Genomic DNA, 15,552 nt, shown 5'->3' on the forward strand with positions numbered 1-15,552 from the left:
GCCGAAATCAGGGGCTGCAGATGATCATCACCGAAACCGACCGCCTCATCATCCGCAACTGGCGCGAGACGGATCGCGATCTGGCCTACGAGATCAACTCCGACGAAACAGTCATGAAGTTCTTTCCCTTTCGCCGCAATCGTACGGAGGCGGATGCCTTCTTCGATCGGGTACAATCGATGATCACGGAGACCGGGCTCGGCCTTTATGTGCTGGAGCTGAAGGAAAGCGGCGAGCCCATCGGCTATTGCGGGCTCGTGCGGACGGATCACCTGGAACCCTTCGTCGCGATCGGAACTGTCGAGATCGGTTGGCGGCTGGTGGCGCGGCACTGGGGCAAGGGCCTGGTCAGCGAAGCGGCGCGAGCGCTTCTTGCTCATGCCTTCGACACGCTCAAGCTGGATGAAATCGTCTCTTTCGCGGTCCACAACAATGTCAGGTCGACATCGGTGATGGAGCGGATCGGCATGCACAGCGTCGAGGGCAGCGATTTCAATCACCCCAACGTTCCCGACACCCATCCCCATCTGCAGCGCCATGTCCTCTACCGCTTGACCGCAGCCGAGTGGCGCTCCCGGCAATGACCCTTATCGAAACGCCTCGGCTGATCCTGCGGCCATGCGGGGAAGAGGATCGCGAGCTGTTTTACGAGCTGAGCTCCGATCCGGCCGTTCTTGAATTCTTTCCCTTCAGCCGCAGCCGCGAGGAAACCGACACCATCTTCGCCATGATCCGGAACGTCATCTCCGAACCTGGTTTCGATTTTCTTGCCGTGGTTTTGAAGCATAGCGGCGAGGCAATCGGCTTCTCGGGGCTGTCCAGAGTACAACTCACCCCTCATTTGCCCAGAGATGCCGTGGAGATCGGCTGGCGGATCTCAGCGCGCCATTGGGGCAAGGGCTATGCGACGGAAGCGGGCGCGGCTCTTATGCGTCACGCTTTCACCGTCCTAAATCTCGAAGAAATCCTGTCCGTCGCCGTACATGACAACAGGCGCGTCCTCGCGGTGATGCGCAAAATCGGCATGTACCACGATCCGGCCTCCGATTTCGACCATCCACAAATTCCGGAGACGCATCCGCATCTGAAGCGCCATGTCGTACATCGCCTCAGCGCCGCCGAATGGCGGGCGCAGCAGGCAAAACATGTCGACAGCTGAATTCTATTCCAGTGCGACGGCGATGAAGCGCAAGTCACCGTTCGGCGACGCAATCATCATCTGTGCATTGCGGCGTCCCTCCCGCTTCAGCGATGCCACCTTGTCCGAGGCAGCGCTCGGGGTCTGGACGAATTCCTGCGCGACCTCAACGACGACGTCGCCAGGTTTCAACCCCTTTTCCGCCGCCGCCGAACCTGGGGCCACTTCGGTGATGACGACACCATCGACGCTGTCGGCAATGCCGAAGCTCTTGCGATTCTCTGCCGTCAACGTCGAGAGCTTCATTCCGAGGATATTCGAGGTCGCCTGAACTGGCGGCTGAGCCTGCGGCGATTGCTGCGGATCGCCGCCCTGATCCTGCCCATCCATGCCGTCATCGTCGCCATCGTCTCCCTGATCGGGATTGATGACGCCGTCGCTGTTGCCCTTGTCGTCAGGCGCAAGCTGCGGCTTCTTGTTGTTGTCGGTGCTCGCGGCTGCCGCCTGATCGCTGTCCTCCAGACGGCCGAGCGTCACCTTGACGGTCTGCTGCTTGCCATCGCGATAGATGACGACATCGACTTCCTTGCCGACGGGGCTTTCGGCGACAACGCGCGGCAGATCGCGCATCTCGTCCACATCCTTGCCGTCGAATTTCAGGATGACATCGCCCGCTTTGATCGAGCCGTTGTCGACAGGGCCGCCCTTGATGACACCAGCGACGAGCGCACCCTTCGCCTCAGAAAGACCGAGGCTGTTGGCGACATCATCCGTGACAGGCTGAATGCGCACACCGAGCCAGCCACGGCGCGTCTCACCGAAATCCCTGAGCTGATTGACGACACCTTCCGCCAGTTCGGACGGTACTGCAAAGCCAATGCCGATCGAACCGCCGCTCGGAGAGATGATCGCCGTATTGATACCGATCACCTCACCCTTCATGTTGAAGAGCGGGCCGCCGGAATTGCCCTTGTTGATCGCCGCATCCGTCTGGATGAAGTTGTCGTAGGGACCTGCATTGATGTTACGGCCCCGCGCCGAGACGATACCGATGGTGACAGAGCCACCGAGGCCGAAGGGATTGCCGATCGCCATCACCCAGTCGCCGATGCGCATCTTCGAGGAATCACCGAATTTGACTGCCGTCAGCGGATGTTTCGGCTCGACTTTGAGGACGGAAAGATCGGTCTTCGTATCGGTGCCGATCAGCTTCGCCTTCAGCTTGGTGCCGTTCGGGAAGATCGCCTCGATATCGTCGGCCCCTTCAATGACGTGATTGTTGGTGACGATATAGCCGGAGGGGTCGATGACGAAGCCGGAACCGAGCGAGCTTACCTTGCGATTGCTGTCGTCGTCTTTCTTGTTGTTGAAGAAATCGTTGAATTCATCCTGATAGGGCGAGTTATCCGGCACCTTCGGGGTCGCCGGACCATTCCCCTCATCCTTGACTTTCTGCGACGTGGAAATATTGACGACCGCATCGAGCAAGCCGGAAGCGAGATCGGCAACCGATGCCGGACCGGCATTCATGGCCGGGTTCGCCGTGACCGTGGGAGATGCTGCCGGCGGCGTCTGATTGTTGGTCGTGGCCGGCGCCTGGGCACCTGCGGCCGCACCGCTATTCTGCGTCTGCGCATAAGCCTGTTCGGTAACGCCCACAACGGGGCCGGCAATCAGTGCAATGCTTGCGAGCAAGGCAAACGAACGGCTGAAAGGCAGGCGATTGGTCGAAGCCATCAGGCATCCTCATAAAGAAAGGGAAAACTTGTATAAGCATCAACATAAGGCGGAATGATGAAGCGTGAAATCACCTTTTTGAGAAATCCCCGAACCTCCTCGCCGCCGATGCTTGCAGGCCAAAGGTGATGCAATGCGTCATAAAGAAAAGGGCCGCCCTCAGGCAGCCCTTTCGTTTCAGTGTAATCGACGCCTCAGTTCGCAGGCGGCGTCGGATTGGCGAATGCCGGCGCCCCGGAATTGGGTGCGGAACCCGCAGGGCTGTCAAAATACTTGAAGAAGTCCGACTGGTTCGGCGGCAGGACGAGCGTCTTGCCACCTGAGGCGAGTGCCTTGTTGTAAGCGGCCATCGAACGATAGAACTCGTAGAAGTTCGGATCGCGCTTCGAGGCATCCGCGAAGATGGCGTTGCGTTCGGCTTCGCCTTCACCACGCAGCACTTCCGAATCCTTCTGCGCATCGGCCACGATCTCGACGACCTGACGGTCCGCGACCGCCCGGCGCCGCTGGCCTTCTTCGTTACCGCGCGCGCGGATCAATTCGGCTTCCGCCAAACGCTCTGCCTTCATGCGGTCGTAAGTGTTCTGCGACACGTCCTGAGACAGGTCTGTACGGCGGATGCGGACGTCTTCAATATTAAGGCCGAGTGTTTCCGCATCACGATGCAGATCGTTGCGCACTTCCGTCATCATCGCGGCACGCTCGTTGGAAAGCGCCGCCTCGAAGCCGCGCAGACCATACACACGGCGCAGAGCAGCGTCGAGGCGGGTCCTGAGACGCGATTCAGCCGCATCGCGATCGCCTGAGACGGTCTCGCGGAACTTACGCGCATCCATGATCTTGTAGACGACGAAAGCATCGACTTCGTAGAATTTGCCGCCGGAGACCTGGACACGGATATTGTCCAGGTCGAAGCGGAGTTCCTGCTGCTGCACGTACTGGACACGATCGGCATCCATGAAGGCGAAAGGCAGCTTGAAGTACAGGCCGGGCTCGGTCTTGACGGCGCGAATCTGGCCGAAGCGCAGGACGATCGCCTGTTCACGAGCATTGACCACGAACACCGACGAATAAATAAGCAACAGCACCACCGCAAGCGCGATGAGGATGGCTGGCAAACGGCTGGACGTCATTATTTGGCCTCCGGCTGAGTTGCGGCGGCGGGCTTGCCCGCCTGCGTCGTGGACTGCTTGCCGATTTCGTTCAGCGGCAGGTAAGGCACGACGCCCTGCTTGTCGTCGATGATGATGCTGTTGGAATTGCCGATAACCGACTCCATGGTTTCCAGGAACAGACGCTTGCGAGTGACCTCAGGTGCCTTGACGTATTCGTCGTAGATCGAGATGAAGCGCTGCGCCTCACCCTGGGCTTCCTTCACGACACGATCCTTGTAGGCAGCCGCCTCTTCGCGGATCTGGGCCGCGCGACCGCGGGCCTGACCGAGCTTCTGGTTGGCGTACTGATTGGCCTCTTCCACCTGCTGGTCTTCGTTCTGCTCCGCACGCTGCACTTCTTCGAATGCGTCGGCCACTTCGCGCGGCGGAGAGACATCCTCGATCGGCACGGCGTTGATGGAGATGCCGGAACCGTAGCGATCCATCGTATCCTGAATGATGCCTCTGACCTCGGTCGCGATTTCCTGACGCTTGTCGCGATAGATGTCCTGAGCCGGACGGCGACCGACGACCTCACGCATGGCACTTTCCGCAACCTGCTGCAGTGTCTCGTCGGGGGTCTCGAGATTGAACAGATAGGCTTGCGGGGTGGTCACGGTATAGAGGATCGAGAACTGGACGTTGACGATGTTCTGATCGCCCGTCAGCATCAGACCGGTAGTCGAACCAGCCGTGGAGCGGCCGCCGATATTGCGCTGTTGCTCGGTGACTTTGACGAATTCAATTCGATCCATCGGCCACAGGTGGAAATGCAGGCCTGGCATCGAGACTTCCTCGCGCGGCTTGCCGAAACGCAACTCTACGCCGCGCTCGTCCGGCTGCACGGTGTAGATGCACTGGATCAACCAGAAGACGGCGATCACTGCGATGATAATGAGGACGACGCCTGCATTGAAGCCGCCGGGCACGAAACCTTTCAACCGGTCCTGGCCGCGGCGAATAATATCCTCGAGATCCGGAGGTCCTCCGTTGCCGCCACCTCGCGGCCGGTTCGGTCCTTGCCCCCAAGGTCCCTGATTATTTCCACCGCCGCCGCCGCCCCATGGGCCACCGCCGCCGCCATTCTGATTGCTCCAAGGCATCAAAACCTCTTTGTTTGTTGACTCCCGATATCGCGCCGAACCCACGGATTTCATGGCTCGAACTCCGCAGGTGGCAGCGATTGTTTCCCGTTATAGGTATCGAAGCACCTGCTTTCAACGCGACTTCAGGAAGTTCGTCGGATTCATTGTAAGATATTTGCTTTTTGGGGGCAGCTTTTATGTTTTACGCCGAAAATAGCTAACGAAACGCGTCGGATAAGTATCCTTTTCTCCTGCCGGAACGGCAAGCTCGCTATCCGCCTGCCAGATGCCTGGATCGATCTCTGGAAAGGAGGTGTCGCCCTCCACATCAGCCTCGACATGGGTGATCAGCAGCCGGTCGGAGAGGCTGATCGCCTGCCGATAGATTTCGCCGCCCCCAAGGATGCAGATTTCGTCGACATTGCTCTCTTTAGCCAGACGCGATGCAATCGAGATCGCTTCATCGAGCGAATGCGCCACCGTTATCCCCTCGGCTGTAAAATCGGTGTCACGGGTGATGATGACATTGGGCCGGCCCGGCAAGGGCTTGCCGATCGACTGGAAGGTCTTGCGCCCCATAATCACAGGTTTGCCGAGCGTCATCGCCTTGAAGCGCTTGAGATCGGACGACAGCCGCCAGGGCATATCGCCTTCGCGCCCGATGATGCCGTTGCGCGATACGGCAACGACGATGGTCTTGATCGGCTGGGTCATGCGTCTCCCTCGGTCTGCCTCACCGACATCAGCGCGAGTCGGCGCGTCGACTTTACATCATCATAGCCTCTACGGGAGATGGAACCGCCCCAGCCTAGCATTAGCCGCCGCTATTCAATTTATCGAGCTGGCCGGCCAAAAGACCTCCCTCTTCCCGATCCGCGGCCATCTTCCGATAGAGCCCCGCCATGCCCTTGAAGATCAAGGCGGCGGGATCGTCCTCGCCGAGAAATTCGGAAATCTCCTCCATCTCGGCGACCCAGCGATAGGCTTTCGGATACATGTCGGGGATGCCGTGGACGAATTTCGCATCGAGATCCGGCAGGCTTTCCCGAAGCTCGCGTTTGAGGGCGACATCGGCACCCGAACGGATCGCAGCCAGCAGCATGGCGGTGCCAAGCCCGGTCACGCCCTTGTTGATGCCGGCATAGCACATCTTCAGCGCCGAGGCCGCGCCGACTGCCCCTTCGATGCGACGAACCTGCAGTCCGTATTCGACAAGCACGCCGCTGTCGCCAGCTGTATCGCCGCTCACATAAAGTTTCGGCCCCTTCTGGCCAGGCTTCGGCGGACCGCCGATGATGGAGCCGTCGAGGACCACGCCGCAGTCACTGCCGAAAATTGCCGCAATCTCGGTCATGGTCCTAGGCGAAATCGCATTGCAGTCCATGAACGTCGTCTTCGCGCCGACCCGACGCAGTTCAGCGGCGATCTGCTTTGCAACGCCAACAGCCTCAGCCGGCGGAACGATGGAAAGAATGAGACGCGACGCGGCGATAGCGTCCAATCCGACCGGCTCCATGCCGGCCGTTTTCGCCCGCTCAATGGTCGAAGCCGAGCGCCCCTCAAGATAGGTGACCACCCTCGCCCCGTTTTCGACCAAGCGCCGGCCAATGGCGCTCCCCATTGCGCCGGCCCCGATGACTGCGATCTCCACGGCCAATCTCCTTTTCCGCGTAAGGAAGACGGCACCATATCGCCTATCGCCCGGCCGGACGAGCACAATGCCATGCGGTAACGCTAAGTTTAGCGCCACCTGTCAAGCATTGCGAAGCACGAGGACGGCGTAGATGCACGGCTCCTCGCTTTCATTCTGGAAGACGCAATCCGTCGGCGGACCGAGTTCGAGGCAATCGCCTGCCGACATCAAATGCCTGACGTCTCCTTCGAGAAAGGTCAGCCGCCCCTCCAGCACCCAGATGAGCTGCCGCATGAAGGCATAAGCCGATGCGGGCATCGGAACTTCCGCCCCCGCGGGCAACTCGATGCGGACGAGATCGAGCGGCAGGTCCGACTTCGGGGAAACGTGCCGGCGCTCATAGCCCGTCTGCGGATCGACCCAGACGGGCTGCTCTTGCCTCCGGAGAAACCGGCCCTGCTGCATCTCGGCACGCGCCATCAAGGTCGACATGCTCAAGCTGAAAGCACCGGAAAGCTTGCCGAGCAGCGTCGCCGTCGGGCTGCTTTCGCCACGCTCGATCTTGTGGATCATGGCGCGGGACACGGTCGAGCGTTCCGCCAGTTCCGTCAGCGACCAGCCGCGGCTTTCCCGTTCGATGCGAATGCGTGCGCCGATGCGCCTGTCGATATCATCAAGTTGAGACATGCGTTTTACTATAGTGGACTTTCGCTGAAATGACAATCGGTGCCGAACATCCTCGAAAGATCGCTTCACGCAAAGCCAACCAGAGAGAAATCAAATTTCATCACCTTTAGGAAAAAGGTGACTAGCTATTGAATCAGTGCCATATTTCCTCCAAACCGCCACGCGATCAGCAGTTAGCGTGCTTTTGATTTTCTGGATTTTCGTAATAATATAGTGGACAGACATCAAAATCGGTGTATGACAAGATGGAACGGTAAAACACATATCCATCCAATTTAGTGGATAGCTCACGGAGCCGCCGATGCAAATTCGCGATGCGAGAAACGAGGATCTCGCGGGAATAACCGCGATCTACAATGACGCCGTCGCGAATACCGCAGCGATCTGGAACGAGACGCTGGTCGATATCGCCAACCGCAGGCAATGGCTGCAGGATCGGCACAAGCTCGGCTATCCGGTGCTCGTGGCAACGAATGATGATGGCGATGTCATCGGCTATGCCTCCTTCGGCGACTGGCGCGCCTTCGACGGCTATCGGCATACGGTCGAGCACTCGGTCTATGTCCGCAACGATCAGTATCGAGGCGGCATCGGCAAGGCGCTGATGATCGAGCTGATCGAGCGCGCCCGGGCGATCGGCAAACATGCAATGGTCGCGGGCATCGAGGCTGGCAATGAAGCCTCGATCCGGCTGCACGAAAAGCTCGGCTTCCAGCAGGTCGGCCTTCTGCCGCAAGTCGGCACGAAGTTCGGACGCTGGCTCGATCTGGCCTTCCTGCAGCTGCTCCTCGATCAGCGAATCGATCCCGACAACAAACCCACAGCCTAAGGCGCGAACACCATGCCGATCACGGTGGCAACGCTCATTCTCGCCGGCATATCGCTGGTTCTGCAGAACGCATTGATGGTGCGGATCACTCAGTCGGCGTCGACCGTGCTCATTGCCCTGGTCATCAACTCCTCGGTCGGGCTGACCGCGCTGCTTGCGATCCTGATTTCACGCAGCGGTCTCGCCGGCCTTGCGGAGGCAGCCAGCGCCATCAGGCCATGGGCGCTGCTGCCGGGCCTGCTTGGCTCGTTCTTCGTCTTTGCCGGCATTCTTGGATATCAGCGGCTTGGCGCAGCCCCCACCATCGCCGTGCTGGTTGCCAGCCAGCTCCTGGCAGGCCTCGCATTCGACGCCGCCATCTCCGGGCAAAAACTGGCCGGCTTCAATACATGGCAGCTTGTCGGAGCTTTGCTGCTCGTCACCGGTGCTGTGCTCGTTGCCGGCCGAACCACGGGCTAGAGCAACTCCAAGAAAAGTGTGCAGCGGTTTTCCGTCCGGAATTGCGTAAAAACAAAGAGATAGAGCGTTTTCGCGATTCGAAGAAAAGCTCTAAACCGCGACTTCGGCCGCAATCGCGGCATGCGGCTCATAGCCCACAACCTCGAAATCCTCGATGCGATAATCGTCGATGCTGTCGGGCCGCCGCAGGAGGCGCAAGGTCGGGAACGGCTTCGGCTCACGGCTGAGCTGTTCGCGAATCGCGTCCAGATGATTGAGATAGAGGTGAACGTCGCCACCCGACCAGACCACCTCTCCCAGATCCATATCGACCTGCTGCGCGACCATGGCCAGCAACGCCGCCTGCTGGCAGATATTGAAGGGATTGCCAAGGAACAGGTCGCAGGAGCGCTGGAAGACCATCAGGCTGAGACGCGGCCGCTTGCCGCCTTCCGCCGAGATATTCGACACATGGAACTGATAGACCATATGGCACGGATGCAACGCCATGTCGGCGAGCTCGCCGACATTCCAGGCATGGAAGATCATGCGGCGGCTGCTGGGATTGGTCTTGAGATCCTTGATGACAGCGGCGAGCTGGTCATGCACCCGACCCTCGGCATCGCGCCATTGCCGCCACTGCTTGCCATAGACCGGGCCGAGATCGCCCCATTTAAGAGCGAAAGCTTCATCCTCGAGAACACGCTTCTCGAAGGCAAGCTGATCGATATCCTCGCCGGTTGCCTTGCGATATTTCGCCAGCGGCCAGTCTGTCCAGATCCGCACATTTTCTTTCAGCAGATTGCGGATATTGGTGTCGCCGGTCAGGAACCAGAGCATTTCCTTGACGGCGAGCTTCCAATAGACTCGCTTCGTCGTGAAGATCGGGATCTGTCCCTTCGAAAGATCGAAGCGCATCATGGCGCCGAGGCCGCTCAAGGTGCCAACGCCGGTACGGTCGATCCGGCGATCGCCGTGCTCCAGCAGATGCGCCATCAGGTCGAGATATTGATACTCAGGGTGACGAGCCATCTTCCGCTCCGAAATCGCTTGAAATTTCCGGCCATAAAGGCTGCCTAATTGGCGGCCTGCCGATTCCTTTTTCGCAATTTTAACGACAAGCCGGTGCGAAACCAACCGCGGCGAAGCGTAATTCAGGCAAATCTCGCAGCCTCACGGGCAAACCGGTGTTTCCGCGAAGCATTTATGACAATTGCCCTTCCCTTCGCCTGCGGAAAACACTATATCAGCCTTGCCGGTCTTCGGGCCGGCTATGGCGATAAATGAGCGGTGTAATAAACCTATTGGACCCGGGGGCGGTACCCGGCGCCTCCACCAAAAACCGGCCGGCAGAACTTGCGTCAGACCGGCTTTTGATGGGGGCGAAACAGGATCGACAAGGGTGTAAAGATCGACTTTTTGCTCGGCATTGTACCGCCGTTATCGGGCTAAAATTGTAGTTGCAAACGACAACTATGCGGAAGCTCGTCTCGCTGCTTAATCGCGGTGTGACACTTCAAATAAAGTCCTAAGGGGTCGCACTCTTAGGCGGGGTTCGAAGGCACCTGGCAACAGAAGCCTTCACCTTCTTCTCCAGTGCTATATTATAGATCGACATGTGGTGACTCGCGCATAGGGCTTTTCCGGCGGCGTTCAGCATGGCATAAGCCTATAAAAAACATGGCCAACGAAAGACAGGAAAGCATGGGGCAGGATCATATCCGCTACGACATTTTGGCACAGGACGCCCTGCGTGGAGTGATCCGCAAGGTGCTGACCGAGGTCGGCGCCACAGGCCGCCTGCCCGGTGACCACCATTTCTTCATCACTTTTCTGACCGGCGCTCCCGGCGTGCGCATTTCGCAGCACCTGAAGTCGAAGTATCCGGAGCAGATGACCATCGTCATCCAGCATCAATTCTGGGATCTAAAAATCACCGAAAGCCAGTTCGAGATCGGCCTCTCCTTCTCCGACGTTCCGGAAAAGCTGGTGGTCCCCTTCAACGCTATCCGCGGCTTCTACGACCCTTCCGTCAATTTCGAGCTGGAATTCGACGTGCCGTTGGCCGACGAGGAGGAAGAGACCTCCTCCAGCGAAATCACCGCCTATCCGGTGCCGGTCGAAGGCGAGGAAGTGCCAGCCGCAGCAGCCAAGGAAGGCGAGGAAAAGAAGCCGGGATCGGTCGTCTCGCTCGACGCGTTCCGCAAGAAGCAGTAGGCATTGCCGGGGAAGCAACCGCTTCCCCTTTTTCATGTCGGCAACGGGAAGAGATCGATGAGCGCCGAAATCGTCAATCTGCGCCAGTTTCGCAAGAAGCAGGCCCGCTCGGACAAGGAAAAGCAGGCGGAGCAGAACCGCATTTCCTTTGGGCGCACCAAGGCCGAGAAGAAGCTGACGACAACGCTCAACGAAAAGACCGCAAAGGCGCACGACGCCGGCCGAATCGAGACTAAGAAGACCGAAGACTAATTTTGTCCCTGAGATAAAAAACTTCAGAAATCAGTTGCTTACTTCCGCATTTTGAATCACTTTCAGAAACATCCCACCATTTCCGATTTTTGATCGATCCGCTGATGATCCGTAAACATTCCGCGACGCTGCATGGCCATCGCACAAGCTTTTCCCTTGAAGATGCCTTCTGGACAGAACTGAAGGCTATCGCCAACGTGCGTGGCACGTCGCTCGCAGCGCTGATCTCCGAGATCGACGACGGGCGCGAAGCCGGCAGCAATCTCTCCTCCGCACTCCGCCTCTATGTCCTCAAATGGCTGAAGGATCGCAACTAAACGGTTGCACGGGCTCACGACGACCTAGCGAGCACCTTCACCCATCCAATAGAGCGGTTCAGTTTTTCATGGAATCTCTGAACCGCTCTATCTTTTTGTTTTCACGCAATTCCGGACGGAAAACCGCTGCGCACTTTTCCTGGAATTGCTCTAGGATCGGCTTCACAATTGCCGAGATTATTGGGCAACTCCCGGCAATTCATTGAAGTTCAAAGGTGCCGTCGTCTGTGGGGCCGGACCATTGGACGCCGGCGGATGTTGAACTTCGGCCTTGGCTCGCGCATCGGCAGCCGCCTTGGCCTTGGCCGCTTCCTCAGCTGCCTGCTTGGCACGCGCCTCTTCTTCCGCCTGCTTTTGCGCAGTCGCCTGACGGGCTAGGTCGCGCAGACGTTCTTCTTCCGCACGGCGTTGCTGCTCGATGGCGGCATCGCGTTGGCGCTGAGCCTCGCGTACGCCTGCCTCATATTTGTAGAGCGCCACCTCGCGCCGCAGTCGCTGCTTTTCAAGCACATTGGCTTGCAGGCGCTCGACACGCCGGCGTTCGCGCTCGAATGCACGAACCGACAGGAAACTGGTGACGTCGGTGACATCCATCGTCCGGCCAGGTGCGGCCAGCGGTCCGGCGAAATCGAGGCGCAACGCCGGTTCCGCCCCGCTCTGCGCTTCGGCACCGGCGTTGAAATCGATGCCGAGAGACCCGCGCATACGCTCATCCGGCAGACTGATTTCGGCATTGCCCGAGAGCTTTGCCAGATCGTTGCTGGCTGCAATATTGGTCGCACGCGCGACGCCTGTGGAGATATTGAAGGGTATGGTCGTCGCCGGAAGGACCGCCTCGCCATTGTTGAGCAGCGTCTGCACGATCGGCAGCACCTTGGCGGCAGTGATATCGCCCTGGATCTGATCCGTCGCCGAGAGAAGCGGCGGCAGGACAGAGAGATTGAGGCCACGCACATGCGTCTCGCCAAGTTTCATTTCGCCCGAACCGCTGGCATTGGCCGCAAGGTCGGCAATGCTCTTGCCGCTCGCTTCGGCATTCATCGCAAGACCGAAGCGACCGCTGGCAAGCGGCGCTCCGTCGCGCTGCCAGGCGACCGCGGCAAGATCGCCATTGGCGAGGTTGAGCTTCGTCTGCAGCAGGCCGGTACCGTCCGAATTGGCGAACATTGCGCTTCCGGTCAGCGTGCCGCCGTTCCAGCCGCCCGTCAGATCGTTAAGCCGCAATTCCTCGCCCTTATAGGCGGCATTGGCGGTGAAATTCGAAATGGGACCGAATATGCCGGGCCACACTTGCTTTGCGGAAAGCTTGACGCCGATATCCATCCCGCTGAAGGCAGGTAGGCCGAGCTTATCCTGGTTAAGAGCGCCCGTTTTCGGATCGCTCATCGCCCCGTAGATGGCTTCCGCCAGCCAATCGAGATCCGCCTTGTCGAGCGACAGTTCACCTGATGCCTTGAGGTTCGGGGCTTTCCGATCGACGGTCAGTGTGCCGGACATGTTGTTGTCGGCAAACAGCCCTTTCATGTCGGAAAACACGATCTTGTCCGGGCTCAGCGCGGCATTGGCCTGGAACTTGACCGGCAAACCGGCGCCCGTCTGCGGGATGCCGATGCCGTTCATCACGAAATAGGGATCGATGTCAGCGCTTTCGAGCGATAGCGCTATGTTGCCATTGAGGAAGGTAGCAGGACGGACATCCACCTTGCCGTTTGCGGTGAACGATGTCTTGTCGGTCGCAAAGGTGAGAGCGGCGTCGGCCGGATCGGTACCGCTTGCTGACACTTTCAACGTCAAACGACCATTCGCATCGGCTTCAACAGGCAACGGATCGAGACCAGCCTGGCCGAACAGGATCGACGTCACCGAATTTTCGAGCGTTCCCTCCAGGGTCGTGGTGCCCTTGCCCGTGAAAGCGGAGAGATCGGACATGCGATAATCGAAATTGACGCGGCTGCCGTTGGAAACGCCCGCAAGCGTCACCGTCAGCGCATTGTCCTGATCGCCGCCGAGCGTCACTGCGCCGCGAAGGGCGGTGTTTCCATACCATGCGGCATTGCGCACCAGTCGGTCCATGACGGGATGGTGCGGCAGATGCTGGCGTAGCATTTCGAAGAATGGCCCCGGATCGGCAGCCTTGAAGGTGATCTCGCCCGATCCCTTGTAGTCGGAAGGCGAACCGTCGGCGCGGCCGGTTGCGGTGATCTCAGCGCCGGCAACATTGCGCACCGAAAGCTTGTCGAGCGTCAGAGCGCCGTCGGCCACAGAAAATGAGGTATCGACATTATCGGCCGGCACGCCGAAAGCCATGAATTTTCCGGCCTGCAGATGCGCCGTGATCCGATGATCGAAGAGGGATTCTCCGCTATCCTGGCCGGTGAAGAGCCCGGTCAGTGCCCTCAGCGCGTCAAGGTCGAGGGCATCGCCGGTCAGGTCGACGGCAAGCTTTGGCGGCGCCTTGTCTGTCCCGCTTTGGCGATCGATCCGGCCTTTCAGCGTGGCCGAACCGATTGCAACCTCGAGGTTTTCGAAGCGCTGCTCGTCATGTTGCAGGCTGACATCGGCGGAGAAGCCGGCCTGGCGCAGCTGTCGGATCGACGGATCGACGGACCCCACAAGCCATGATGCCAATCCTGAGGGCTGGTTGGACGCGACGACCAAGTTGCCGATGAAATTCGGCTCGCCTCGCAGCATGAGATTGCCCCGCGCCTCGACCTGCGTGCGTCCAGGCATCATGCCGATCGCATGATCTATCTTCCATCCCGTTCCCGCCGGCTCAAGATCGAGTTGCACGTCGCGTATGGTGGTGTCGCCCGCCACGATCGCCGGCAGCCGGAACGTCGCCTTGCCGGGAACCTGCGGCACCGGAATCTCGGCGGCGATCGCGATCAGGCTGTTCAGGCGCTGACGCGCCGAGATTGCCGGGTTGCGATTGGTCTTGCCGTTGGTGCCCTTGTTGTTGCCGAGACGATTGACGTCGATCTGCTGGCCATCGGCCGTCAGCAGGAATTCCGGCTTGGAGCCAGTATCGAGCGTCGCCTCGCCGGTGACGACGTAGGGATCGTCATCGGCACCGACTTCGAGGCGATATTCGGGGACGCGAATGCGGTCATTCGTCAGCTCAAAACGGCCCTTGATGCGTGGCTGCGCCTTCTGATCGGCGGAATCATGGGCCTGCTTGTCGTTGACGCCGGCCGTGAAGGAACCCATGTAATCGGGCTTGCTGTTGACCAGCTTCAACTCGCCGTCGAGATCGACATTAAGCGGATGGCGGTCCGGCATCAGCCGGGTGCGGACGCGCAGGACGCCGTTGTCATCGGGCTGGCTGCTGGAAACGGTGAAATTGCCATGTTCGTTGTCGAGGGCCGCGTCGCCCTCGATACGCCATGGGCCGGCAAGCGATCTCGCCGACATCTGGGCGTTCAAGCCCGTGACATGCCGGGTCCTGCCCGTTTGCTCGTCGATGAAGAGAATATCGCCGTCTTCGACGTGAACGCTTTCGAGCACAACGGACTTTGCAGGAATTTCCGGCAAGCTCCCGCGCATCCAGTCGAGCGTACCGTCCTTCAGCAGCCGAAGCCGCACTTTGGGCTTGGATACCCGCATGTCGAAGATCAGCGCTTCGCCGGAAAGGAAAGGCGCGAGTTCCGCATCCATGGAGAATTCGGCGATCTGCACCAGCGGCGTACCATCGGCCTCCTGGCCGACACGGACATCGTGCAGCGTCACCGACGGGAACGGCAGGAGCCGGGCATCCACGGTGCCATGAACGGTCACCTTCTTGCCGATGATGCGGCTCGCCTGATCCTCGAAATTCTTGCGAAAATCGGTCCAGTCTATGAAGAGCGGAGCAAGCAGCGCCACGAATAGCACCACCACAAGCAATCCACCCAGAAAAACCAGGACCCTACCTAACAACGCGTATCGTCTCCAATCTTCATTCCCAACATATGCAGGTGTCGCTTATCAGAGCGCATACACGGCATAACCTAGAATATGCACAGTTCTACCCGATCCCTGCTGATGACAGCAGCTCTTTTTAAGAGGTATGCCACCCATCTAGCGTAT

15 protein-coding genes and 1 other RNA gene are annotated in these 15,552 nt (G+C 59.2%); 8 read left to right on the forward strand and 8 right to left on the reverse strand.

The window, feature by feature from the left end:
- Positions 1-20: 20 nt before the first annotated feature.
- Together ABOK31_RS09155 and ABOK31_RS09160 are read left to right on the forward strand one after the other, a co-directional pair.
- On the forward strand, positions 21-584 hold the full coding sequence (locus ABOK31_RS09155) for a GNAT family N-acetyltransferase (RefSeq protein WP_349958663.1): 564 nt from the start codon (positions 21-23) through the stop codon (positions 582-584).
- A complete protein-coding gene (locus ABOK31_RS09160) occupies positions 581-1,159 on the forward strand; it encodes a GNAT family N-acetyltransferase (RefSeq protein ID WP_349958665.1) in 579 nt (192 codons plus the stop codon). The genes ABOK31_RS09155 and ABOK31_RS09160 overlap by 4 nt, the downstream gene beginning before the upstream one ends.
- A gap of 3 nt (positions 1,160-1,162) precedes the next feature.
- On the opposite strand, the gene ABOK31_RS09165 is transcribed toward ABOK31_RS09160, so the two are convergent.
- The 6 genes from ABOK31_RS09165 to ABOK31_RS09190 form a co-directional block, all read right to left on the reverse strand.
- Positions 1,163-2,875, reverse strand: a complete 1,713-nt coding sequence (locus tag ABOK31_RS09165; RefSeq protein ID WP_349958667.1) for a DegQ family serine endoprotease — start codon at positions 2,873-2,875, stop codon at positions 1,163-1,165.
- A gap of 194 nt (positions 2,876-3,069) precedes the next feature.
- Positions 3,070-4,008 carry a protease modulator HflC gene (locus ABOK31_RS09170; RefSeq protein WP_349958669.1) on the reverse strand — a complete coding sequence of 313 codons (939 nt, stop codon included), beginning with the start codon at positions 4,006-4,008 and terminating at the stop codon, positions 3,070-3,072.
- Entirely contained in the window at positions 4,008-5,132 is a 1,125-nt protein-coding gene (gene hflK, locus ABOK31_RS09175) for an FtsH protease activity modulator HflK (RefSeq protein ID WP_349958671.1), read from the reverse strand. The genes ABOK31_RS09170 and hflK overlap by 1 nt, the downstream gene beginning before the upstream one ends.
- Before the next feature lie 177 nt (positions 5,133-5,309).
- The gene (locus ABOK31_RS09180) at positions 5,310-5,828 is read right to left on the reverse strand and encodes a dihydrofolate reductase (protein ID WP_174179853.1); all 519 of its coding nucleotides are present in this window, start codon (positions 5,826-5,828) and stop codon (positions 5,310-5,312) included.
- A 100-nt stretch (positions 5,829-5,928) separates the two neighbouring features.
- Complete coding sequence (locus ABOK31_RS09185) at positions 5,929-6,765, reverse strand: DUF1932 domain-containing protein (RefSeq protein WP_349958673.1); 837 nt, start codon at positions 6,763-6,765, stop codon at positions 5,929-5,931.
- 102 nt (positions 6,766-6,867) lie between these two features.
- On the reverse strand, positions 6,868-7,434 hold the full coding sequence (locus tag ABOK31_RS09190) for an XRE family transcriptional regulator (RefSeq protein WP_174179857.1): 567 nt from the start codon (positions 7,432-7,434) through the stop codon (positions 6,868-6,870).
- A 301-nt stretch (positions 7,435-7,735) separates the two neighbouring features.
- Between ABOK31_RS09190 and ABOK31_RS09195 the strand changes: the two genes are divergently transcribed.
- Positions 7,736-8,263, forward strand: coding sequence for an N-acetyltransferase family protein (locus ABOK31_RS09195; RefSeq protein ID WP_349958675.1), 528 nt, complete (start codon positions 7,736-7,738; stop codon positions 8,261-8,263).
- A 12-nt stretch (positions 8,264-8,275) separates the two neighbouring features.
- Positions 8,276-8,722 (forward strand): DMT family transporter, encoded by a 447-nt coding sequence (locus tag ABOK31_RS09200; RefSeq protein ID WP_349958677.1) that lies wholly within the window; start codon positions 8,276-8,278, stop codon positions 8,720-8,722.
- Between the two features lie 90 nt (positions 8,723-8,812).
- On the opposite strand, the gene ABOK31_RS09205 is transcribed toward ABOK31_RS09200, so the two are convergent.
- Entirely contained in the window at positions 8,813-9,733 is a 921-nt protein-coding gene (locus tag ABOK31_RS09205) for a thymidylate synthase (RefSeq protein ID WP_349958678.1), read from the reverse strand.
- A gap of 183 nt (positions 9,734-9,916) precedes the next feature.
- On the opposite strand from ABOK31_RS09205, the gene ssrA reads away from it, so the two are divergent.
- The 4 genes from ssrA to ABOK31_RS09225 all read left to right on the forward strand — a co-directional run bounded on the left by ssrA (position 9,917) and on the right by ABOK31_RS09225 (position 11,487).
- Positions 9,917-10,287: a transfer-messenger RNA gene (gene ssrA / locus ABOK31_RS09210) on the forward strand.
- A gap of 118 nt (positions 10,288-10,405) precedes the next feature.
- Entirely contained in the window at positions 10,406-10,918 is a 513-nt protein-coding gene (locus ABOK31_RS09215) for an SspB family protein (protein WP_174180730.1), read from the forward strand.
- A 57-nt stretch (positions 10,919-10,975) separates the two neighbouring features.
- Entirely contained in the window at positions 10,976-11,170 is a 195-nt protein-coding gene (locus ABOK31_RS09220; RefSeq protein WP_349958679.1) for a DUF4169 family protein, read from the forward strand.
- Between the two features lie 104 nt (positions 11,171-11,274).
- Positions 11,275-11,487 (forward strand): ribbon-helix-helix domain-containing protein, encoded by a 213-nt coding sequence (locus ABOK31_RS09225; protein ID WP_174179866.1) that lies wholly within the window; start codon positions 11,275-11,277, stop codon positions 11,485-11,487.
- Positions 11,488-11,664: 177 nt separating this feature from the next.
- Here ABOK31_RS09225 and ABOK31_RS09230 read toward each other — a convergent pair whose 3' ends face one another.
- Positions 11,665-15,402: an AsmA family protein gene (locus ABOK31_RS09230; RefSeq protein ID WP_349958682.1), complete on the reverse strand. Its 3,738-nt coding sequence runs from the start codon at positions 15,400-15,402 to the stop codon at positions 11,665-11,667.
- Positions 15,403-15,552 lie beyond the last annotated feature (150 nt).

The organism is Rhizobium sp. ZPR4 (assembly GCF_040215725.1).
Lineage (GTDB): Bacteria > Pseudomonadota > Alphaproteobacteria > Rhizobiales > Rhizobiaceae > Rhizobium > Rhizobium rhizogenes_D.

Excerpts from the sequence above, each read along its gene's own strand:
- ABOK31_RS09225 (WP_174179866.1), top strand. The coding sequence starts at position 11,275 with ATGATCCGTAAACATTCCGCGACGCTGCATGGCCATCGCACAAGCTTT.
- ABOK31_RS09220 (WP_349958679.1), top strand. The coding sequence starts at position 10,976 with ATGAGCGCCGAAATCGTCAATCTGCGCCAGTTTCGCAAGAAGCAGGCC.
- ABOK31_RS09165 (WP_349958667.1), bottom strand. The coding sequence starts at position 2,875 with ATGGCTTCGACCAATCGCCTGCCTTTCAGCCGTTCGTTTGCCTTGCTC.
- ABOK31_RS09215 (WP_174180730.1), top strand. The coding sequence starts at position 10,406 with ATGGGGCAGGATCATATCCGCTACGACATTTTGGCACAGGACGCCCTG.
- ABOK31_RS09160 (WP_349958665.1), top strand. The coding sequence starts at position 581 with ATGACCCTTATCGAAACGCCTCGGCTGATCCTGCGGCCATGCGGGGAA.
- ABOK31_RS09205 (WP_349958678.1), bottom strand. The coding sequence starts at position 9,733 with ATGGCTCGTCACCCTGAGTATCAATATCTCGACCTGATGGCGCATCTG.
- ABOK31_RS09195 (WP_349958675.1), top strand. The coding sequence starts at position 7,736 with ATGCAAATTCGCGATGCGAGAAACGAGGATCTCGCGGGAATAACCGCG.
- ABOK31_RS09155 (WP_349958663.1), top strand. The coding sequence starts at position 21 with ATGATCATCACCGAAACCGACCGCCTCATCATCCGCAACTGGCGCGAG.
- ABOK31_RS09200 (WP_349958677.1), top strand. The coding sequence starts at position 8,276 with ATGCCGATCACGGTGGCAACGCTCATTCTCGCCGGCATATCGCTGGTT.
- ABOK31_RS09190 (WP_174179857.1), bottom strand. The coding sequence starts at position 7,434 with ATGTCTCAACTTGATGATATCGACAGGCGCATCGGCGCACGCATTCGC.
- hflK (WP_349958671.1), bottom strand. The coding sequence starts at position 5,132 with ATGCCTTGGAGCAATCAGAATGGCGGCGGCGGTGGCCCATGGGGCGGC.
- ABOK31_RS09170 (WP_349958669.1), bottom strand. The coding sequence starts at position 4,008 with ATGACGTCCAGCCGTTTGCCAGCCATCCTCATCGCGCTTGCGGTGGTG.
- ABOK31_RS09180 (WP_174179853.1), bottom strand. The coding sequence starts at position 5,828 with ATGACCCAGCCGATCAAGACCATCGTCGTTGCCGTATCGCGCAACGGC.